Annotated in this window: 19 protein-coding genes and 2 pseudogenes; 3 read left to right on the top strand and 18 right to left on the bottom strand. The window is 62.5% G+C overall.

From position 1 onward, the window contains the following. Window positions 1-15: 15 nt before the first annotated feature. From ACP7CJ_RS18220 to ACP7CJ_RS18200, 5 genes and pseudogenes are all read right to left on the bottom strand, one after another. Entirely contained in the window at window positions 16-1,335 is a 1,320-nt protein-coding gene (locus ACP7CJ_RS18220) for an Nramp family divalent metal transporter (protein WP_426100942.1), read from the bottom strand. 41 nt (window positions 1,336-1,376) lie between these two features. Then, window positions 1,377-2,930 carry a DUF726 domain-containing protein gene (locus ACP7CJ_RS18215; RefSeq protein WP_426100940.1) on the bottom strand — a complete coding sequence of 518 codons (1,554 nt, stop codon included), beginning with the start codon at window positions 2,928-2,930 and terminating at the stop codon, window positions 1,377-1,379. 95 nt (window positions 2,931-3,025) lie between these two features. After that, window positions 3,026-3,337, bottom strand: a pseudogene (locus ACP7CJ_RS18210) (helix-turn-helix domain-containing protein); the annotation flags it as partial. Window positions 3,338-3,394: 57 nt separating this feature from the next. Further along, complete coding sequence (locus tag ACP7CJ_RS18205; RefSeq protein WP_247401743.1) at window positions 3,395-3,700, bottom strand: XRE family transcriptional regulator; 306 nt, start codon at window positions 3,698-3,700, stop codon at window positions 3,395-3,397. After that, window positions 3,693-3,999: pseudogene (locus ACP7CJ_RS18200) on the bottom strand (type II toxin-antitoxin system RelE/ParE family toxin). Before ACP7CJ_RS18200 ends, ACP7CJ_RS18205 begins: the two are co-directional and overlap by 8 nt. A 246-nt stretch (window positions 4,000-4,245) precedes the next feature. Here ACP7CJ_RS18200 and ACP7CJ_RS18195 point away from each other — a divergent pair. Next, window positions 4,246-6,054, top strand: a complete 1,809-nt coding sequence (locus tag ACP7CJ_RS18195; RefSeq protein ID WP_426100938.1) for a monovalent cation:proton antiporter-2 (CPA2) family protein — start codon at window positions 4,246-4,248, stop codon at window positions 6,052-6,054. A gap of 76 nt (window positions 6,055-6,130) precedes the next feature. Next, window positions 6,131-6,685 carry a hypothetical protein gene (locus ACP7CJ_RS18190; RefSeq protein WP_276197658.1) on the top strand — a complete coding sequence of 185 codons (555 nt, stop codon included), beginning with the start codon at window positions 6,131-6,133 and terminating at the stop codon, window positions 6,683-6,685. A 131-nt stretch (window positions 6,686-6,816) separates the two neighbouring features. Here ACP7CJ_RS18190 and ACP7CJ_RS18185 read toward each other — a convergent pair whose 3' ends face one another. The 13 genes from ACP7CJ_RS18185 to ACP7CJ_RS18125 form a co-directional block, all read right to left on the bottom strand. Continuing rightward, window positions 6,817-7,536, bottom strand: a complete 720-nt coding sequence (locus ACP7CJ_RS18185; RefSeq protein ID WP_276197657.1) for an alpha/beta hydrolase — start codon at window positions 7,534-7,536, stop codon at window positions 6,817-6,819. A gap of 11 nt (window positions 7,537-7,547) precedes the next feature. Continuing rightward, on the bottom strand, window positions 7,548-8,303 hold the full coding sequence (gene cobF, locus ACP7CJ_RS18180; protein WP_426100936.1) for a precorrin-6A synthase (deacetylating): 756 nt from the start codon (window positions 8,301-8,303) through the stop codon (window positions 7,548-7,550). A 45-nt stretch (window positions 8,304-8,348) separates the two neighbouring features. After that, the gene (locus ACP7CJ_RS18175) at window positions 8,349-8,903 is read right to left on the bottom strand and encodes a histidine phosphatase family protein (RefSeq protein WP_426100934.1); all 555 of its coding nucleotides are present in this window, start codon (window positions 8,901-8,903) and stop codon (window positions 8,349-8,351) included. Window positions 8,904-8,994: 91 nt separating this feature from the next. Continuing rightward, window positions 8,995-9,972: a LysR family transcriptional regulator gene (locus ACP7CJ_RS18170; RefSeq protein ID WP_426100932.1), complete on the bottom strand. Its 978-nt coding sequence runs from the start codon at window positions 9,970-9,972 to the stop codon at window positions 8,995-8,997. A 51-nt stretch (window positions 9,973-10,023) separates the two neighbouring features. Further along, window positions 10,024-10,974, bottom strand: a complete 951-nt coding sequence (locus ACP7CJ_RS18165) for a peptidylprolyl isomerase (protein WP_426100930.1) — start codon at window positions 10,972-10,974, stop codon at window positions 10,024-10,026. After that, entirely contained in the window at window positions 10,971-11,441 is a 471-nt protein-coding gene (locus ACP7CJ_RS18160; RefSeq protein ID WP_426100928.1) for a YbjN domain-containing protein, read from the bottom strand. Before ACP7CJ_RS18160 ends, ACP7CJ_RS18165 begins: the two co-directional genes overlap by 4 nt. 19 nt (window positions 11,442-11,460) lie before the next feature. Then, on the bottom strand, window positions 11,461-12,087 hold the full coding sequence (locus tag ACP7CJ_RS18155; protein ID WP_276197651.1) for a DNA repair protein: 627 nt from the start codon (window positions 12,085-12,087) through the stop codon (window positions 11,461-11,463). A gap of 18 nt (window positions 12,088-12,105) precedes the next feature. Next, window positions 12,106-13,806, bottom strand: coding sequence for a putative porin (locus ACP7CJ_RS18150; RefSeq protein ID WP_276197650.1), 1,701 nt, complete (start codon window positions 13,804-13,806; stop codon window positions 12,106-12,108). Between the two features lie 42 nt (window positions 13,807-13,848). After that, the gene (locus tag ACP7CJ_RS18145) at window positions 13,849-14,553 is read right to left on the bottom strand and encodes an energy transducer TonB family protein (RefSeq protein ID WP_276197649.1); all 705 of its coding nucleotides are present in this window, start codon (window positions 14,551-14,553) and stop codon (window positions 13,849-13,851) included. A 3-nt stretch (window positions 14,554-14,556) separates the two neighbouring features. Beyond that, a complete protein-coding gene (locus ACP7CJ_RS18140; RefSeq protein ID WP_276197648.1) occupies window positions 14,557-14,982 on the bottom strand; it encodes an ExbD/TolR family protein in 426 nt (141 codons plus the stop codon). An 11-nt stretch (window positions 14,983-14,993) separates the two neighbouring features. Further along, entirely contained in the window at window positions 14,994-16,793 is a 1,800-nt protein-coding gene (locus ACP7CJ_RS18135) for a DUF2341 domain-containing protein (protein WP_426100926.1), read from the bottom strand. A gap of 24 nt (window positions 16,794-16,817) precedes the next feature. Next, complete coding sequence (locus ACP7CJ_RS18130; RefSeq protein ID WP_276197646.1) at window positions 16,818-18,404, bottom strand: ShlB/FhaC/HecB family hemolysin secretion/activation protein; 1,587 nt, start codon at window positions 18,402-18,404, stop codon at window positions 16,818-16,820. Between the two features lie 59 nt (window positions 18,405-18,463). Beyond that, on the bottom strand, window positions 18,464-19,057 hold the full coding sequence (locus tag ACP7CJ_RS18125; protein WP_276197931.1) for a transposase: 594 nt from the start codon (window positions 19,055-19,057) through the stop codon (window positions 18,464-18,466). A 117-nt stretch (window positions 19,058-19,174) separates the two neighbouring features. On the opposite strand from ACP7CJ_RS18125, the gene ACP7CJ_RS18120 reads away from it, so the two are divergent. After that, the gene (locus ACP7CJ_RS18120; protein ID WP_426100924.1) at window positions 19,175-19,546 is read left to right on the top strand and encodes a hypothetical protein; all 372 of its coding nucleotides are present in this window, start codon (window positions 19,175-19,177) and stop codon (window positions 19,544-19,546) included. Window positions 19,547-19,594: the final 48 nt, after the last annotated feature.

Here is a 19,594-nt window from a genome sequence, read left to right as displayed (position 1 = left end):
GCCGCGAGCCTTGGATCAAAACAACCACTGCGCGATCAACCACGCGTTTGCCCCACTGATCAGCGCAAACAGAAACCACGCCAGCAACCGCGTCGGCAGGCGGTTGACGAACGGGCCCATCAGTTGCGCGTCGCCGGTCATGCGGATCAGCGGATACAGCGCAAACGGCAACTGCAGGCTGAGCACCACCTGGCTGAGAATCAGCAGTTTGCCAATGGCATCGTCGCCCATCAGCCACACCCCCACAAACGCCGGGATCAGCGCCAGCCCACGGGTGATCAGGCGGCGCTGCCAGCAGGGAATGCGCAGGTTAAGGTAGCCCTCCATGATCACTTGCCCGGCGATGGTGCCGGTGAAGGTGGAACTCTGCCCGGAGGCCAGCAAGGCGACGCCGAACAGAATGCTGGCGAAGGCGCCGCCGACCAGCGGATCGAGCAAATGGTAGGCGTCCTGGATCTCGACCACATCCGCATGCCCGGTTTTATGGAACGCGGCGGCGGCCAGTATCAGGATCGCGGCGTTGACCAGCAACGCCAGGGCCAGGGAGCCGATGGTGTCGATACGCGCCAGCTTGACCGCGTCCTGCTTGCTGGCGAGGTCTTTGCCGATCAGCCGGGTTTGCACGATCGAGCTGTGCAGGTAGAGGTTATGCGGCATGACCGTGGCGCCGAGGATACCAATCGCCAGGTACAACGGCGCGGCATCGCTGATGGCCGACAGCGACGGCGCGAAACCGCTGAACACGTCCGGCCAGTAGGGTTTGATCAGCATCAGTTCGATGAAGAAGCACACGCCGATGGTCGCGACCAGCGCCAGCATGATCGCTTCCAGGCGGCGGAAACCGCGATTTTGCAGGGCCAGGACCAACAGCGTGTCAAACGCCGTGATGACAATACCGGTGGTCAACGAAACACCCAGCAGCAAGTGAAACGCCAGGGCGCAGCCAAGCACTTCGGCGAGGTCGGTGGCAATGATGGAAATTTCCGCCAACACCCACTGGGTGCGGGCCGAGCGCTGGCTATAGCGTTCGCGGCACAGTTGCGCCAGGTCCTTGCCGGTGGCGATGCCCAGGCGCGAGCACAGGCACTGCACCACCATGCCCGCCAGGCTGGCCAGCAGCACCACAAACAGCAGGTTGTAGCCGTAGCGCGAACCGGCCTCGATGGCCGTGGCCCAGTTGCCCGGGTCCATGTAGCCAATGGAAATCAGCAAGCCGGGGCCGGCAAACATCAGCATCCGTTTGAAAAACGACGCCTTGGGATCGACGATGACAGAGCCGGCCACTTCAGGCGGGCAGAACGGAGCGGTAGCGATTTTCGGCAGGCTGAATTTCACGCAGTATTCCAGGCAAACACATTAGGCAAGCCCGCAGCTTATCAGTCGGACGTAACCGTGCGCATCACCGTGTCTCGCGGCAGGTCAAACGCTTCGACCACTTGTACCACCAGGTCCATCTCCTGGTTCAATGCTTCGCGCTCCATGCGCTGGCGGATCACCCCGATCACCAGCACCGCCAAGGTTGTGATCGAATATGCCGGGCCGGAAAACGCGCGCACCCCACTCACCAACAACATCGCCGCCGCCAGCGCCTGGCCCACCAGCGGAATCGCCGTGGCCGCGCCGCGCCGCAGGATAAACCCAGTGAGCCCCGCCAACGCCGTACCGCTCAACGCCGTGGCAGCCGAACGGCCGAGATCGATGCGATGGAACAAGCCCTGCTCCTTTTGCGCCGCCGCCTGAAGCTCGGCATCGAACGCCTGGCGGTCGGCATGGCTGAGTTTGTCCTTGTATTGCTCGATCAGTGTTTCCGCGACCTGCGCTTCGATGTCCGCCAGCGCGACGGTCTCCATCGGCTCATCGAACTTGATCCCCAGCCGCTGCGCCACATCCTCGGCGATCTGGCGATAACCCACGCCGTGCCCCCGGGCGAGGTTCATGAAGCTGTCACCGCCCATGCGCTGCAACTCGATGGCCAACTTCAATGGCTCACGCACCGCCGCATCAATCGAGGCGCTGCGCTTTTGCGCGATCAATTCGGCGAGGAATTTCAGCTCGTCCGGGCGCGCCTGCACCAACGCCGGGAACAGTTCGCCATCGTCTTCGGCAAAGCGCACTTCGGTACTGCGCTGGTCGGCACGGATCATGCCGCGTCGCTCCTGCAGCAGGTCGGTGTACTGCACCACCGTCTGCAACTGTGGCCAATAGGCCGCGTGATCAAAGCTGGCCAGGTGAACGTTGGTCACCTTGGCCTTGAGCGCGGGCGTGATCGGGATGGCATAGCGGCCGATGCAACGCTCGGTATCCGGTTTCATCGCCAGGGCCCAGTCCTTGCTGGAATGACAGTTGATCACCCGCCCTGAGAGCGGTGCGCACACTTCATCCCAAGGGCTCGACGTGCAGATCGCCCCTCCCATCAACAGCAAATTGTTCAACGGCAGTTCGCGGGCGGTGTCGGGGTTGGCCAACACGCTCTTGACCAGGATGCGCGCGCCGAGGGAATGGCCGATCAAGTTGATGCGCCGCACCTGCAGCGACTCGCCGTGGAGGAACTCGGCCAATTCCGGCAACAGGCTGCGGGCCACTTCATCCACCCGGGCCTCGACACTTTTGTAATGGTCGAGAAAATACCCAATCGCCTTGCCCACCCCCACCGTCGCAGCGCCCAGGCCACCACCGCCGAGCATCGCGGTGATCACGTCCTTGAACGGTGCAAACAGGTTTTCCAGAAAATGCCCGGCAGGCCAGAACAGCATCAGGTTGGTCGAACCCTCGATACGTGCCAGTTGCGCCGTGAAGTTGCCCAGTTGCTGCCGGTCAAAGAACGCCGAGTAACCGTGAACATAGAGATTGAGCACGTCCCCCTGAGGCTCGCCGCACATTACGAACGTGGGCTTGCGGGTACGGTGCATTTCATCCCACTGGTGCTGCATGGGCCGGTGACTCCTGGTGACGAGAGACGGCGATAGTAACAAAGGGCGGTGCCACAGGCAGATGAATCCTGACGGGCGTGGACGGCACGAGGGGCTCAGAACAACGCCGCCGCCTTTGATTTAGCCAGATAATGCGCCGGGGTATCGCCCAGGTTGCGCCGGAACAGCGCAGTGAACGCGCTGGCACTGCTGAAGCCCAACTCAAACGCCACGTCGGTGATGGACACGCCGTGGCTGAGCCGGGCGGTGGCTTCCAGCAGGCAGACTTGCTGGCGCCAGGAGACGAACGTCATGCCCGTGTTCTCAAGGAAATGCCGGGGAAAGGTGAGTCGACTCATGCTCGACCAAGCGGCCATTTCGTCAATGGAGACACTTTGCGTAGGCGCCTCAAGAAATCGTTGGCAGGCTCACGGGACTGGCCGTAGGGTTGTACCGCACGCCCGCAAGTGCGCATGGCAAAACACTCAGCCAGCGAAATTGTCGATCTTCACCTGACCATCGGGAAACGTCGCGATAATTTCCAGCTCGCCGCCCATCGCGCGGAGGTAGTCGCGCAGCGTGCTGATGTACATGTCGGTGCGCCGCTCCATCTTGGAGACCGCGGCCTGGTTGATATTCAGTGCTTTGGCCAGGCTGGCCTGGCTCAACTGTTGAGCCTTGCGCAGTTCATGCAGGGGCATCTCTTTCAAGTGCTGCTGGAATAGCTGCTCTGCATCGGCGCGCGACTCGGGCGTCATGCGCGCTTGCAGTTCAGCGAATTTTTTAGCCATGGTTGCGGCCCTCTTTACCCAGTGTTTTCAAATGTTCGTCATACAGCTTTTCTGCCGCGGGGACGTGCTCGTCGTACCATCGATGTTGCCCGCGCTTATCGCCACCGATCAGCAATACCGCGCAGTTCCCGCAGGTGCCCGTATCGAGAGCCTTTGATATCGCTGCTGTGAGGAAAGCCCAGCCCTGGCCCGAAAAGCCCCAGCAGATCAACGCTGGCAGATACCGACACCTGCGCCTTTGCATCCAGACCATTCCACCAGTTGCCGAATTCATCCGTGTATTCAATGTCCCAATCCATGCAAATATTCCACCCAAGGAATATAAAATCAAGAACATAACGCTAGAAGACCAATGGGACAGACCGCCACCCGATCCCCCGGGAAAATTGTTTGCACATCCTTCCGACACGCCCGCGAGAACGCGGTCGCCCAGCAGAAAATCCCGCGCCTTGCACGATCACGCACTGCAAAAACACAATTATCGACAGGTAAAAAGCGCTCTAATAGCCGCCTGTTGACTGGTTTTAAAGATTTTGGAGTTCGCAATGCCCCATGAAGGCAACCTGTTACAAGCAGCCGTGGTGTTCCTGCTCGCCGCCGTGCTGACCGTGCCCCTGGCCAAGCGCCTGCAATTGGGCGCGGTGCTGGGCTATCTGTTCGCCGGTGTCATCATCGGCCCGTCGGTGCTGGGGTTGATCGGTAACCCGCAAAGCGTCGCGCAGTTCTCGGAGCTGGGTGTGGTGTTGCTGCTGTTCATCATCGGCCTGGAGTTGTCGCCGAAACGTTTATGGGTGATGCGCAAGGCGGTGTTCGGCGTCGGCCTGGCCCAGGTGCTGCTCACCGGCCTGGTGATGGGCGGGGTGGCGCTGTGGCTGTTTGGCCAGTCGTGGAACAGCGCGATCGTGCTCGGCCTGGGCCTGGCGCTGTCGTCCACCGCTTTTGGCCTGCAAAGCCTGGCCGAGCGCAAGGAATTGAACCAGCCCCACGGGCGCCTGGCCTTTGCGATTTTGCTGTTCCAGGACATTGCGGCGATCCCGCTGATTGCCATGGTGCCGTTGCTCGCCGGGGGCGATCACCCAAGCACGCAGGCCCAGGGCGTGCAGCACGTGTTGCAGATCCTCGGCAGCATCGCCGTGGTGATCATCGGCGGGCGCTATATGTTGCGCCCGGTGTTTCGCATCGTCGCCAAGACTGGCCTGCGCGAAGTGTCCACGGCCACCGCGTTGCTGGTGGTGATCGGCACCGCCTGGCTGATGGAACTGGTGGGTGTGTCCATGGCCCTGGGGGCCTTCCTCGCCGGCCTGCTGCTGGCCGATTCGGAATACCGCCACGAGCTGGAGTCCCAGATCGAACCGTTCAAGGGCCTGCTGCTGGGCCTGTTTTTCATCAGCGTGGGCATGGGCGCCAACCTCAGCCTGCTGCTCAGCTCGCCGCTGGTGGTGATCGGCCTGACCCTGCTGTTGATCGGCCTGAAACTGCCGCTGCTGTATGCCGTCGGCCGACTGGTGGGCGATCTCAACCGCGAGAGCGCCTTGCGCCTGGGCGTGGTGCTGGCCGCAGGCGGTGAATTCGCCTTCGTGGTGTTCAAGATCGGCCGCGACCAGGGCCTGTTCGAACCGCACCTGTACGACATCCTGGTGCTGACCATCACCCTGTCGATGGCCGTGACGCCACTGCTGTTGCTGGTCTGCCCGAAACTGTTCAAGCCCAGGGTCAAACCCGTGGAAGTCCCCGAGGAATATCGCACCATCCAAAGCGATGCACCGCGCGTGGTTATCGCCGGCATGGGCCGTATGGGTCAGATCGTCGCGCGAATCCTGCGCGCGCAAAACATTTCGTTTATCGCGCTGGACACCTCGGTGGAAACCATCGAGCTGACCCGCAGTTTCGGCGGCATGCCGGTGTTCTACGGCGACCCGCAACGTCCGGAAATCCTGCACGCAGCCAAGGTCGACCGGGCAGAGTTCTTCGTCATCGCCATGGATGACCCGGAGATCAACATCAAAACCGCCGAACTGGTGCGCAGCCTCTATCCGCACATGAAGATCATCGCTCGCGCCCGTAACCGTCAGCACGTCCACCGCCTGGTGGACCTCGACGCGTCACCGGTGCGCGAAACCTTCTATTCCAGCCTGGAGATGAGCCGCCGCACCCTGGTGGGTCTCGGCCTGAGCCAGGCCCAGGCCGACGCACGCATCACCCGCTTCAAGAACCACGACCTGCAAGTCCTCGCCGCCCAGCACGCGGTGTACGACGACGCGGCCAAGGTCATGCAGACCGCCCAGGAAGCGCGTGCAGAACTGGCGCGGTTGTTTGAGATGGACCGGCTTGAGGAAGAGTCCGACAAGGTGTGATCGCGTGGATGAACGATCTTGCGAATTTTCTGACAGAATACGGCGCAATTTCGTTCATCTACTGGAGCGCTTCTTCATGGCCACTTTCACCAAGACCGCCGTTCTGCTAGCCCTGGCGCTTAGCGCCGGCTGCGTATTCGCCGCGGCCAAACCGGCTGACCAGAGCATCTCCACCTTGGGCGGCAAGTTCACCTTCAACTTGCCCAAAGCCTACGTCGCCGACACCCTGCCAGCCGGCAAGGCAGCAGACGGCACCGGGGATACCCAAGGTACGATGTACGCGAACCCGACCACGAAAAGTGTGGTCATCGTCGCCGAAACCGTGCGCAACGACGGGGTAACCATTAAAGACAATGACCCGCAGTTCCTCGACGGCGCGGTAGCTGGCTTCATCAAGGACCAGAGCGCCGCCCTGCCCGACTTCAAGAAACAGAACGAAAAGAAACTGACCTTCAAGGGCCTTGGCCTGCGCCAGGTCGACAGCACGGCCACCCAGGGCGGCGGCAAGACCTTGAACTCCACCTTCCTCGGCGGTTCCGGCAATCACTTGCTGGTGATCCAGGCCATTTCGCGGGCGGATGATGTGAAGGGGCATGCAGAATTGGTGAAACAGATCACCGGCGGCAAGTAAACCGATCTATCAAGCGACACAGATCAACTGTGGGAGGGGGCTTGCTCCCGATGGCGGTGTATCAGTTGATAGATGTACTGACTGACACTCCGCTATCGGGAGCAAGCCCCCTCCCACAGTTCTAGCGGTGTTCACTTCACATTGGTTTCCAACCAGACCTTCAAATCCTGCACTTCTGCCGCGCTGATGGTGTGGTTCATGCCCGGGTAAGTATGAAACTCCGGCTTCAACCCCAACCCCGACAACACCTCGTTCGCCCGCGTCGCCGAGGCATACGGCAGCGCTTGGTCCAACGTGCCGTGGCCAATGAAAATCGCCAGTTGGCCCAATCGCTCATCCGGCTTGAGCTGCGCCTTGAGCACCGGCAGCACGCTGCCACTGAGCGCAGCAATCCCGCGCACCCACTCAGGGTCACGTAACGCCACCTCGTAGGACATGATCGCGCCCTGGCTGAACCCTACCAAAAACACCCGGTCAGGCTGGGTGTGGTATTTGGCGGTGGCCTTGGCGACAAACGCCTTGATCAGCCTGGCGCTGTTCTGCAGGTCCTCAGTCACCCCATCGTAATCGCCGTCGCCCGGGGTCTTGGTAAACCAGCGAAACCCATTGGGGCCTACCGGCGTCGGCGCCCGCGCCGACAGGTAGGTCCAGGTGGACGGCAGCGCATCCTTGATGCCAAACAGGTCTTCCTCGTTGCTGCCGAAACCGTGCAGGAAGATCACCAGCGGCTGGTTGCGCGCATCGCCCTGGGTCTGTTCCAGGTACGACAGCGGCAAGTCTGTGTGCAGGCTGGAATCGGCATGGGCGGCACCGGCCACCAGGGTCAGTGCCAGAGCGAACAGTTTGATCATGGGAATCGACCTCAGGGTTTGCGCAGCAAATAAGTGTCCATGATCCAGCCATTGGCCAGACGCGCAGCCTTGCGCACCCGTTGGATTTCTTCACCGACCTCACTCACCTTGCCGCTGATGAGGATTTCATCCGGCGTGCCGAGGTAGGCACCCCAATAAATATCCAGGTCCTGATCGGCCACGGTGCGGTAGGAATCTTCGGCGTCGAGCATAACCACCAGGGTGTCGGCATCACTCGCCTGCCCCGCCGCCAAGCGGCGCCCGGTGGTGATCTCGATGGAGCGGCCGATGCGGTTCAACGGCACTTTGTGCTGGGCCGCCAGGGCCTGCACGCTGGTAATGCCGGGGATCACTTCGAATTCAAAGACGCAGCGGCCACTGGCCAGGATCGCCTGCAAAATGCGAAGGGTGCTGTCGTACAACGCAGGATCGCCCCACGCCAGGAAAGCCCCCACTTCGCCGTCGGCCATTTCCTCGTTGATCATGCGCTCGAAGGTCTGCTGCTTGTCGCGGTTGAGGTCCTGCACGGCGGTGGTGTAGTCGATGTCCCCGCGCACCCGCTCGGGGCAATCGGCCTCGACGAAGCGGTAGCCGGGCTCGGTGATGTAGGTCGCGCAGATCTCACGGCGCAGGTCGATCAGCTTGTCTTTGCTCTGGCCCTTGTCCATCAGGAAAAACACGTTGGTGCGGTTCAGCGCTTTCACGGCCTGCATCGTGATGTAGTCAGGGTTGCCGGCACCAATGCCGATGATCAGGATGCGTTTCATGGGTTGCTCTCATTGCGGGGCGTGGATTTTGCCATGTTCACGCACTCAGGCGTGAGTTTCCAGGCGCAGACGCCAGACGCCGTTGAAACGCAGTTCAGTGCAAGACAGCGGCTCCACATCGATGCGATAGAACATCGAGACGGGAAACTGCATGACGTACAGCATTGCGGCGCGGATGACAAACGGGTGGGTAATTGCCACGACCTGGCCGGATTCGGTTTGCAGCGACTGCATCCACTGCGCGACCCGCGCGCAGAGCTGATCCACCGACTCGCCACCGTGAGGTGCGCTGGCGCTGTCGGTGAGCCAGGTGGTCAGTTCGGCGCTGTCGAGTGCGGCGATGTCCTGACCTTTCCAGTGCCCCACATCGCCATCGCGCAAGGCTTCGTCGATCACCGCCTGATTGCCGAACAAGCTCGCCGTCTGACGGGTTCGCGCCTCGGGCCCACAGCGCAGCCGCAGGCCTTTCTTGTAGCGGCCGGCCAGGGATAACGCCGCGCTTTGCCAATCCATCGCCACCGATTCGTCATCGGCAAAGCAACCGCGCTTTTGCAACGGCGTGGCGGCATGGCAGATCAGTGTCAAACGGCTGGCTTGCATCGCAGATCGCAGCTGGGTAAAGGATAAGGCGACCAAGACTGGCGCAATTGGCGCCGTGACGCAACGCCTTGAGCCAGAGGGCGCGGCTGAGCTAATCAAACCACTCCCGCCGCCCCTCGAACGTACTGGCGATCAACTCGACAATCCTCTGCACCGCCTCGGCATGCTGCACCCGCGCATTCACCGCCAGCCACACCTGGCGCTGCATGGGCTCGGCGAGCAATCCCGGCAAGGCCACCAGGCCGCGGTCTAAGCTGCCCATGTAGTGCGGCAGCAAACCGATGCAGGCACCGCAGCGGATCATCTCCAGCATCAGCGAATAGGCATGCACTTGCACCACTGCGGCCAGGCGCTGTGCTACTACGGTGTTCCACGGCTGCAAGGCGTCCACCTGCCCATCCGGCTGCCACTGCACCAACATGTAGTCATCGAGGTCTTCGACACTGTCGGGGCGGGTCGTCGGCCGCGAGTAACGCTTGGCGATGTGCGGCAGGTAGTGCAAACGTGCCAGGACCCGAGGCGGCTCGGTGAGAAAACTCGGGCCGGGCGCGGGGCCGGCCGCGTCGGATAGCCACAGCACCACGTCAACGTCCACCGCTTGCAGGGACAGTTGGCTGTCGATGGAGATGATCTCCAGGCGCACGCTGGCGTTGCGGCGCAGCAAGGCGATCAAGTCGCGCCCGAGGATGTCGTGCAGGATCGGCTCGGCCACAGCCAAGCGAATCAGCGGCTGCGCCACCGCCGGCAAGCGCCGCGCGTGAGCCAGGGCCAGCAACTGCGCCTGCAACTGCTGGCCATCGCGGCTGAGTACCAGACCGTTGCCCTGGTAGCTGAACAACGCATGGTGCAGCTGCTCTTCCAGTTGCGCCAGGCGTTTGCGCAGCAGCGTCGCCTTGATATTCAGGCTGCGCGCCGCCTGCATGAAACAGCCGCAGCGCGCACTCACCAGAAAGTAGCGCGCGACCTCCGGTTCGATGTCGTTGGCCAGCGCCAGCCAGGCGCTACGGGATTGATTCGGCTCGCGATAGGGTGCGCGCCCCGGGGGGCCAGACGGTTCTAGAAATGCCATGGGAGACTCCCTGTCTTGTGGGTCTTGTGCATCCAATGCGGTCGACGCGGGTTACTCCAGCAACGTGTTCAACTGCGCGCCGTCGATACTCAACGTCGCGGTATTGAGCATGCCTTCCAGGTACGCCTTGGCGATCTGTTCCTGACGTTGCGCGCGCAGGGCCTGGGTCAGGCGCTCGCGCAGTTCGTCAAGGGTGGCGGTGCGCGCCGGTTGCTGGGCCGTGAGCTTGAGCACATGGAACCCCGCCGGGCTTTGCACCACCTCCGACACCGCGCCGACCTTGAGCCGCGACACCGCTTCGCGCACCGGCGGCACCAGTTGCTGCAACGGCTGCAAGCCCGAGTCGCCGCCGCGCTGGGCGGTGTCCGGGTCCTGGGAATATTGCGTGGCCAGGGCGGCAAAGTCGCCCGGCGCAGCCTGGGCCTTGCGGCTCAGCTCCTGGGCCTGGCGACGTACCGCGTCGACGCTTTGCAGGTCATTCACCGCGAGGAAGATCTGGCTGACCCGATACATCGGCGGCGTCACCCACTGCGCCTTGCCGCTGTCGTAGGCCTGCTGCAATTCAGCGGCGCTGGGGTAGTCGGCCGGCACCTGGCTGACCGAGAGCATGTAGTCGCGAAACACGATCTGTTCGGTGGCGGTGCGGGTCTGTTGTTCCACCTCCGGGCGCTGGCGCCAGCCTTGGGCGTCGGCCTGTTCGAGCACGGCCTTTTGCGCCAAGCGTGAACGCAGCCAGCTCTCCAGGGCGCCACGGTTGCCGCGCAGTTGCTCACGGGATTCGGCCGGCAGGCTCGCCAGCACGCTTTTCAGTTCAGGCAGGTCGATCTGCTGGTTGCCCAGGCGCGCCACGGCCGGTGCGCCGCGCTCGCTCGGCGAGGACGTGATGACAGGCGCCGGTTGCTGAGCGGCGACCGGGTCGCTGCCCGGTCGCAGGCTCAACCCCACCGCCACCACCAGCAACGTCAGCGCCCCGGCGCCGACAACCACGGTTCGCTTCTTCACAGCACCGGTACCTCTTCAGCGACAGGCTCAGCCGCCTGGGCCTGCAGCTGCGCGGCGTGCTGGCTGTACTCACGCAGATAGACGATAAATTCCTGCAGCAGACGGTCCCACAGTTCCAGTTGGCTGCGCAGGTGCGTGGCACCGACACCGGCCACCACCACGTCCATTTCCATCAGCAAAAATTCGCCCTGCACGGACAGCCGGGCAAACCGGCGCGAGGCGTTCCACACCTGAGTCAGCCCTTCGGGCAAGTCGCCCTGCACGCGCAGCGCGCAGCTGTAGGTGAAATCCACGTAGCTGTCCTGCTCCGCCGCCGGGTTGCCGAAGCGCACGGCAAAGCCGATGCCTTGGCTGGCGCTGAGCAGTTGCACGATGCCGTTCTGTTCGCTTTGGTTGACCCGGTAGCCGGCTTCCTGCAACAGCGCGGTCAGGCTCTGGACGGTAACGCTGGTGATCAATTCGCTCATGGGATCTGTTCCTTGTCTATCAGTGATTGGCGGCTGCCTGGGGCGCATCAAAACGGCTCTTGTACAACTCGTCGCCAAAGCCCTGGGCCAGTTCCTCGAACTTGACCCGCGCGCCGCTGGCAAAGGGCTGGCGAATACTCATCACCTCGGCCACATCGATTTTTTCGTAGGCCGCGAGCAACTGCTGGGCCACGCCGTACATCTGTTGATTCTTGGCTGAACATTGCTGCACTTGTGTGTCACGTTCGCTCAACTGCGCCTGCAGGCGAGCACGTTCGGTTTCTTTGCCCTTGGCCAACACCAGCAGTTCTTCATAAGCCTTCTTGAACTTGCCGATCTGCTCGTTGCTCGCGGCCACCTGGGCTTGCGCCTGGCTGTGCAGGCTCTGTTGCTGGCCGGCCATTTGCTCGGCGACGCCACGGGCCTTATCCAGCTCGGCGGTCAGTTGCTTGATTTGCGCCTGGGCCTGCTTGGCCTGGTTCTCGGCGGCCAGGCGTGCAGCACTGGCCTGGGCCTGCTCGCTTTGCAGCGCCTGCAACTGCTGGGTGGTGCTGCGCAGTTGCGTGCGCAGGCGCTCTTCCATGCCTTCGGCCGAGGCGCCGGTGGCAACCAGCAGCAACAGCAGCGCGCATATTCGCGTGTTCATGGGGCATCTCCCTGCGCATCAGAAGCGCGTGTTGAGTTCCAGTTGCATCACATCGACTTCGAACGGCGCGCCATACACTTCGGAGGCGCTCAACCAACGCGCACTGGCGTAGATGTTTTTGTCGATGCCGTAGTTAGCGCCAATGAAGTAGCCCTTGGCGTTGGTGCCGCCGAGGTGAAACGAGGAGTCGTTGAAACCATCGGGCAACGCATCAGGCTGGATATATTTGTAGCCGGCCAACACGTTCCAGTCGCCGCGTTTGCGCATCTCCAGCGCGCTGCCGAGGGTGAACGAGACCATCATGGCGTTGCCGCCACTTTCAAACTGGCCGTTGGAATTGAGGTTGTTGACGATCTCGCCTTCGCTGCGCTTGAGCATTTCGCCCTTGTCGTAGGCCAGGTTGCGGATGTAGTTGCCTTGGGTGCGCAGCTTGAAGTCGCTGGGCAGTTCGCTGTCCCAGACCAGGTTGAGGTCCAGCACATCGAACTTGGACGCCAGGCCGACGTATTGTGGGTCCGGGGTTTTGGCAGGGTCCGTCGGGTTGGTGGTGTTGTTGCGCAGGTTGAACACGCTGTTGCCCTTTTGCATAAAGGCCACACGCGTGCCGTCAGTGTCGCAACCGGGTTCGCCCTTCCACGGGGAGCACGGGCTGGAACGCTGACCCTCGATGTCCTGGAACTGGTAGTAGGCAGCGGCAAGTTTGAGGCTGTTGGCGCGGTTGATCTTCCAATTCGCGCCGATTTGCCCACCGAACAGCCACTTGGTCTCACTGTCTTGCTTGTCGATGCCGTTGGTGCTGGCGGCATCCGAGGAGTATTCAACCGGGAATGCGCCGAGGGTGCCGAACAGCCCCCACTCGCTGTTGAGCTTATGGTTGAAGATCGCGGCCACACCGTCAAAATTGAGCTCGTTGGCATACATCATGTCGGTGGCGTAGAACGGATTGGCGATTCGCCCGCCGGTCAAGGTGATGGCGTCGGTGGTTTTCCAGCTCAGGTAACCCTGGTCGAGCCAGATGTCTTTTTTGCCGAAGCCACCGCCCAGGGTCTGGGTGGTAGACACCGGGTTATTGTCAGAACCGGTGCCCAGGCGAATACCGGCGGTCCACTCTGGCGAGATCACCGCTTTCATGCCCAGGCGAGCGCGCAGGCGGAACAGGTTTTCGCGGTCCTTGATGGTGTTGATCAACGGCGGAAACTTGGTGTTCGAGTTTTTGTTGACGTCATAGGGCCCCGTTTCATTGACCTTGGCGAAGTCGGTGATCTGAGGGCTGTTGTTGCCCGAGAAATAGCGCGACTCGTCACGCAGGCGAATATCGCCGTCAAAGGTCACGCGCGACACCCAGTCGGGGAAGGTATTGGGCTGCGCCCAGTTTTCCTGCTTGGCGGTGGCCATGACTTCGGCTTTCACCTGATCGCGGATCTGATCGCGCACCGCTTGCGGCACATACTGCACGCGCACGTCGCCAGGCGCCGCCGTCGGGCCGCTGGCGACCACCGGGGCGGCATTCGCCTGGCGAGCCTGTTGGGCTTCTTTTTCCGCTTGGGCAATCAGCCCATTGGCGGTGTCCTGGGTGAGCACGCCTTGCTGCACCAGCAGGCGGATCAGGTTGATCGTGACGTTTTCCGAAGGGGCGACCGGGGCTGCCGTCGCCTGGCCGACCAGGGTCGCGATGACCATGCCGACCGCCAGGGTCAGCCGATTCACGGGGGAAATCATTCGTAAGCAACTCCTGTAAAAAACTGCAAAAAATGGGTTCGATCAATCCGGGCGCCGGCCCTTGAGGGACAGGCGTACCGGCATGCTCACCGAGGCTGGAACGCGTTGCCCCGCATGGGGTACACGCAACGCCGCCAGCACCTGGGCGTCGGTCTCGCTGTCGCCGCTGGACTTGGCCAGCTCCACACGCGTGACCTGGCCCTCGGCGCTCAACCACACATCCGCCTGTACCGCGTAGGCCTTTTTGCGCAACTCCGGGTCTTCCCTCAGCAGGCGTTGAAACACCCCCGCCAGGTATTGCTTGTACGTGCCGGCCCCGAGACCACCGCCGCCGGAACCGGCCATGCCACCGCCTTTGCCAGCACCGATGTTGAAGCCGTCGTTGCCGGACTGCGCATCGCCATCGATCTGCATCGGGTTGGCCAAGTCATCGGCCGGTGAAGGCGGCGCTTCTTCCGCCGGTTTCACCTCTTCGGGCTCAGGTGTGGGCACCGGCTCAGGGACTTTTTCCTCCACCTGGGGCTCGGGCTCCTTGGGTTTTTCCGGCGGCGGTGGCGGTGGTGGCGGCAACGGGATAATGGTCGGCACCTTCGGTGCTTCGCGGCGTACCCCACTCATGTCATTGGCCCATTGCCAGAGAAACCAGGCGGCCACGGCGCCCAGCAGCAGGCCGGCGCCCCACTTCAGCGGGCGCAACGGCGGCTTGTTCTTCACGGGCAATGGCGGCATCGGGATCTGTGCGGTCATGACTCAGCCCTGGCTCGGTTTGCCGGTGACCAGCCCGACCTGGGACAGCTCCAGCCGCCGCAGCAAATCGAGCACCTCGATCACCTTCTGGTACTGCACGGCGGCGTCGCCGCGCACGATCACCGGGAAATCCGGGTTCAGCGCTTTCTCGATGCGCAGGCGCTCCTCCAGCTCCCCCAGGGTGACCGGGTAGGCATCGAGGAACACCTGGCCGCCATCGTTGACGGAGATGGCCTTGGTCTTGGCCTGCGACAGCGACACCGAGGCGCTGGCCTTGGGCAGGTGAATCTGGATGCCCGAGACCTGGGCGGTAGCGGTGAGGATGAACATCACCAGCACCACCATCAGCACGTCCACCAGGGGCGTGATGTTGATGCTGTCGACGGCGGCATCGTCGTCATCGTCGTGGGAGGCATTTACGGAAGCCATGGCGATTCTCCTCAGGCCGAAACCGGCGCGTGGTGCGGCACGCGGTGCGCCGCTTCACTGAACTGGCTCTCTCCGTGCATCTCCGCCAGGCGCGTGATGAACTCGTCGACAAACACGCGCATGTCGGCGCTGACTTCCTTGTTGCGCGTGATCAGGCGGTTGTAGCCGAACAGCGCGGGGATCGCGACGAACAGGCCCATGGCCGTGGCCAGCAAGGCCGCCGCCATGCCCGGGGCGATCGCATTGATGTTCACGTCACCGGCCATGGCCGTGCCGAGGAACACCACCATGATGCCCAGCACCGTACCGAGCAGGCCGATGTATGGGCCGCCGGCGATGGCGTTGGACAAGGTCGACAATTTGGAACTGAGTGCCTGGTTTTCGCGGGTGCGCACGCCGTCCATGGAGCAGCGGATGGCTTCGATGGTCGCCGCCGAGACCGACGAGGTGTCGGCGCCCTGGGCGCGGCGGGTGCGGATTTCCTTGACCGCCACGCAGTACAGGCGCCACAGCGAAGAATGGGTCAGGCGTTGGGCAAGTACGCTGTCGTCGTAGAACATTTCCAGGCGAGTGCCGATCTGTGCGAACTGCTCGCGAAACGCCTCGTTGCCGCTGCTCACGCGGCTGACCATACGGTTCTTGCGGATCATGATGACCCACGACTGGAACATCATCGCCACCAGCACCAGGATGATCACCCAAGCGTCTACCGGCACCGCGTTAAGCAAAAAGCCCAGGCTGCCGAAACCGTAGCCCGACTGTTCTTCATCCACGCCATAAGCCACCAGTTTCGACTCGGCACCCTGGGCACTCGCGTCAGCCAGCAACAAGGTCGCTGGACGGGCCACTTTGGACAGGCGCAGCTCATCCATCGCCCCGGCAAACGGCAGGTGCGGGCTCGCCGCTTCCGGCAGATCGGCACCAATCGCCAGTTGGGTGTTGAACGCCGGCATGGCCACTGCCAGGCTCGCGGTTTCGCGGCCGTTGACATACAGCGCGAGTTTTTCACCCTCGGCGGTGAACGCCAGGTGCTGCCATTGGCCAGGGTTCAGCGGCTGGGTCGAGACGGCGCGCTGACCGTCGATTTCCACGAACGGCGTGCCTTGGTTCAACCCGAGCAACAGGCTATGCAGGCCCTCACGCCGGGCCAGGACGATTTGCTCGCCGTTGGCCTGGTCCAGGCGCAGCCAGGCGCTGAATGTGAAGGCGCTGCCGGCGGTGTGTTGCAGCGACGGGCTGGCCGGCAACAGCAAGGGCTGGCCACTGAACTGCAAGGCACGCCCGACCACACCGTCGATGCTGCTGCCGGTGGCGTTCAGCGCGGTGTTGGCGTAGGCCGTGGTGTCCCGTGGCGGTGTACCGCTGGCCCCATCAAAGTGATACAGCGCGGTGTAGTTCGGGTCGAAGGTCAGTTGGCCGTTGGTGGTGGCCGGGGCCTTCTGGTTACCGTAGTACATCCACAGATCCTGGCGCTGGCCGCCTTCGACCTTGGGCACATCGACCCAGATCAGCGCCATGCCCATCAGCGGGTCGAAACTTTCGATCTGGTGGTTGAACACGGTCTTGTCGTCGGCACTGACAAAGCGCACGTCACTGCCGTCATCCTTGACCCCGTCAAAGGTGAAGTTACCGGTGTGCAGGCGCACCAGCAGCGCGGTGCGGCCCAGGGCCTGGTTGATCGCGGCGCCTTGGGCGGTGGTGTCCACGCTGATCTGTTTGCGGTAGTGCCAATCGTCCTGCCACCAGGCATGGGCGGTGGCCGGGAGCGCGAAGCCCAGGCAGATCAACAGGCTCAGGAATAGGCGTTGCATGGGAAGAATCTCCGGGGAAAAGGGTCAGAAAGTCGCCTGCACACTGAAGTGCAGTCGCGAGTCCTGTTTCTGGGTGTTTGGTCCGTCGAGCAGCGGGTAGCCCCAATCCAGGCTGCCGGACAACCATTTGCTCAAACTGGCGCGGGTGCCGAGGCCGACACTGGCCAGGCTGTATTCGTCTTCCTGCTCGGGCAGCGGGTCGTGCAGACGCATGCGTGCGCCTTCGGCGAACGCGTAGAAGCGCCACTCCTGCACGTAGCTGCCGAGGAACTTGGCCAGGGACGGTGTGCGCAACTCCTGGGAGAGCAGGTAACCTTCATCCCCGGTGCGCTCGGCCGCCAGGTAGCCGCGCACCGAGGTGGCGCCGCCGGCGGAATATTGCTCGTTGGACACCAGCGGCCCCGACGCCAGTTGGAAGCCGGCCTTGGACGCCGACTGCCAGTCGTTGGCGAAGGTGTAGGTGTAATTCAGGTCGCCCTTGAGCACCGCAAAGCTGGCGCTGGCCTTGTAGCGCTTGTAGTCAAACTCTTTGGCGTCGCTGCCATAGCCAAAGAATGCGCGGGTGCCGACGACCAGGTTCAAGCCCAGGCCCAACTGGGATTGCTCGGTGTAGCGATAGCCGTTGTAACCCAGGGTGAACGGCGCGTACTTGAGCGGCACCTGGTCGCTGCTGGAACCGAACTTCATCTCCTCGTCGAAGTCCTTGAAGTCGACCCCGAACGAGAACGAATTGGCCCAATTGCCCGCCGCCGGCAGGCTGTAAATGGCCGACACCCCGTAGGAGTGGCCCTTACCCAACACGTTGCTGCCGCCGATGGTGGCGATGTTGCTGTCGGACTGGTAACCGGAGAACTGCAACGTCCAGCGTTCATCCAGCGGCGCGCTGTAGGAACCCGACCAGACCTTGGCATTCGAGCTGTCCTGGGGCGCGGTGAAGTACGTCAGCGAGAGGCTGTGGCCCAGTTGCCAGAGGTTGTCGTAGCCCAGGGTCGCGACCGAGCGCAGCTTCTCGGTGTCGGCGCTGTAGTCGTTGTTCAGGCCGATACTGGCGTGCCAGGGGTTCTGGTCTTCCACTTGCAGGTCGACATCCATCGTGCCGGCGCGCTGGCCCTCACGTACCTGCGGCGTGACCTGGCGTCCGGCGCTGCGGTTGAGCGCGGCGAGCTGGGTTTGCACGCTGGCGAAATCCGGCACGGCGCCTTCCTTGAGCCCCGGCACTTCCTCGCGGATGTCCACCGGCGAATAGTGCTTGGCCCCCACCACCCGCACGCGACCGACCTTGGTTTCACTGACCTGCAGGTAGACGATGCCGTCATCGACCTTCTGCTCCGGCAGCTCCACAAACACCGACTGGTAGCCGCGCGCCTGGTAGATCTTCTGCAGCGCATCGCGGGCGCCTTCGATATCGTTCAGGGTCTTTTGCGGGCCGAGAAACGGGTACACCGCCTCTTCGATCGTTGCCGCATCGAGCACGGTATTGCCGCGCACGAAGTACTCGTTGACGTCCACCCGGCGCGCCGGGGCATCGCCCTCCTCGGCCAGCGCCGGCTGCACCAAGGTGCCCAGCGCCAGGCAACACAGCGCCAGCGTTGACTTGAACAGATGCTCCACACAGCCCCCTAAATGTCTAAAATATTGCGCCCTCGCCGATTGCACGGCGTTTGGCCTGCTCAATTGCGGGTTGTCGAAAGTTGGCTGTGCCGTGCCAGCCAGGTGTGCAACAAGGCGAAGTTCAACGAGAACTCCGGCATGTGCAGCAAGGCACCGCAAAACACGTCACCGATGATGGTCTGGATCAATTGCACCGCCCGTGGGTCGTTCAACAGGGTGGCGATATCGCGTTGCAGCACATGGATGCCCCACACCTTCTGGTGCAGGTCGAGGCCGACGAACCAGCGGAACAGCAGGTTGTAATTGAGCTGCTCGTGCAGTTGCTGTTCGCTGGGCACGGAATACAGCAGTTGCAACAGCAGGATCTGCAGCACGGTGCGCGGCGCGATCAGCATCTCCGGTGCGGGGCGCAGCAGGGCGTGGTGCCGGTCGAACATCTCGTCGATCTGCGGGCGCAACAACACCAGCGAATGGCCCGCGGGGATGTAGCTGGAAACTTCCTTCAAGGCGCCCTGCCAATCGTCCTGCGAGACGATCCACACCCAGGGCGCGCCGTAGCGGTAGACCGAAACCGGCTTTTTGCGCGCGGCTTCGACGATCTTCGACAGGCGCTGATCGAGCTCCTGCATGCCGACTTTCGAGTAACGTTCCATAGTTCCCATTTGCCCCACTCCTGGCGTCCTGCTGACGGCTGGGGAGGCGACTTGTGGCCGCCTCCAGCGCGTTACATAGGCAAGACGGGCGTGGGTGGGAGCTACCGAACTTTTGTCATGAAAGCTTCATTTGGGATTGAGTGGGGGGCATTTTTTGGGGAGGGTGAGCGGGTACATATTCGGTTCTTTGAGCGTGGCGGTTGGTGGGGCGGTGGGTATATCCGGTTCTTTGGTAATGGCGGCTATTGGTTCCGCCCTTACGGCGGGTCACTTTGGAAAAGCCCCAAAGTAACCATTAGGGCTCTTGCCCCACCACTCGGTGCCTCGCCTAGGCTCGGCATGCCCTCACTCCGGCGTGGTTTGACGGGGCGCCTAAGATCAAAATCAAAATCAAAAGCCAGAGCAAAGCCAGAGCAAAGCCAGAGCAAAGCCAGAGCAAAGCCAGAGCAAAAGCAAAATGAGGTCTATCTGACCTATGGAGATATCTGATCCATGGAGATCCAAATGTGGGAGGGGGCTTGCCCCCGATAGCGGTGT

Source organism: Pseudomonas sp. PSPC3-2 (genome assembly GCF_049897085.1).
Taxonomy (GTDB): domain Bacteria; phylum Pseudomonadota; class Gammaproteobacteria; order Pseudomonadales; family Pseudomonadaceae; genus Aquipseudomonas; species Aquipseudomonas paraveronii.
Note: the sequence above shows the minus strand (reverse complement) of the source record. Positions and strands in the feature narration are given on the sequence as shown.

What these genes read in the sequence shown, in the direction of transcription:
- ACP7CJ_RS18215 (WP_426100940.1), bottom strand. Translation starts at nt 2,930, where the DNA reads ATGCAGCACCAGTGGGATGAAATGCACCGTACCCGCAAGCCCACGTTC.
- ACP7CJ_RS18205 (WP_247401743.1), bottom strand. Translation starts at nt 3,700, where the DNA reads ATGGCTAAAAAATTCGCTGAACTGCAAGCGCGCATGACGCCCGAGTCG.
- ACP7CJ_RS18195 (WP_426100938.1), top strand. Translation starts at nt 4,246, where the DNA reads ATGCCCCATGAAGGCAACCTGTTACAAGCAGCCGTGGTGTTCCTGCTC.
- ACP7CJ_RS18190 (WP_276197658.1), top strand. Translation starts at nt 6,131, where the DNA reads ATGGCCACTTTCACCAAGACCGCCGTTCTGCTAGCCCTGGCGCTTAGC.
- ACP7CJ_RS18185 (WP_276197657.1), bottom strand. Translation starts at nt 7,536, where the DNA reads ATGATCAAACTGTTCGCTCTGGCACTGACCCTGGTGGCCGGTGCCGCC.
- cobF (WP_426100936.1), bottom strand. Translation starts at nt 8,303, where the DNA reads ATGAAACGCATCCTGATCATCGGCATTGGTGCCGGCAACCCTGACTAC.
- ACP7CJ_RS18175 (WP_426100934.1), bottom strand. Translation starts at nt 8,903, where the DNA reads ATGCAAGCCAGCCGTTTGACACTGATCTGCCATGCCGCCACGCCGTTG.
- ACP7CJ_RS18170 (WP_426100932.1), bottom strand. Translation starts at nt 9,972, where the DNA reads ATGGCATTTCTAGAACCGTCTGGCCCCCCGGGGCGCGCACCCTATCGC.
- ACP7CJ_RS18160 (WP_426100928.1), bottom strand. Translation starts at nt 11,441, where the DNA reads ATGAGCGAATTGATCACCAGCGTTACCGTCCAGAGCCTGACCGCGCTG.
- ACP7CJ_RS18155 (WP_276197651.1), bottom strand. Translation starts at nt 12,087, where the DNA reads ATGAACACGCGAATATGCGCGCTGCTGTTGCTGCTGGTTGCCACCGGC.
- ACP7CJ_RS18150 (WP_276197650.1), bottom strand. Translation starts at nt 13,806, where the DNA reads ATGATTTCCCCCGTGAATCGGCTGACCCTGGCGGTCGGCATGGTCATC.
- ACP7CJ_RS18145 (WP_276197649.1), bottom strand. Translation starts at nt 14,553, where the DNA reads ATGACCGCACAGATCCCGATGCCGCCATTGCCCGTGAAGAACAAGCCG.
- ACP7CJ_RS18140 (WP_276197648.1), bottom strand. Translation starts at nt 14,982, where the DNA reads ATGGCTTCCGTAAATGCCTCCCACGACGATGACGACGATGCCGCCGTC.
- ACP7CJ_RS18135 (WP_426100926.1), bottom strand. Translation starts at nt 16,793, where the DNA reads ATGCAACGCCTATTCCTGAGCCTGTTGATCTGCCTGGGCTTCGCGCTC.
- ACP7CJ_RS18125 (WP_276197931.1), bottom strand. Translation starts at nt 19,057, where the DNA reads ATGGAACGTTACTCGAAAGTCGGCATGCAGGAGCTCGATCAGCGCCTG.
- ACP7CJ_RS18120 (WP_426100924.1), top strand. Translation starts at nt 19,175, where the DNA reads ATGAAAGCTTCATTTGGGATTGAGTGGGGGGCATTTTTTGGGGAGGGT.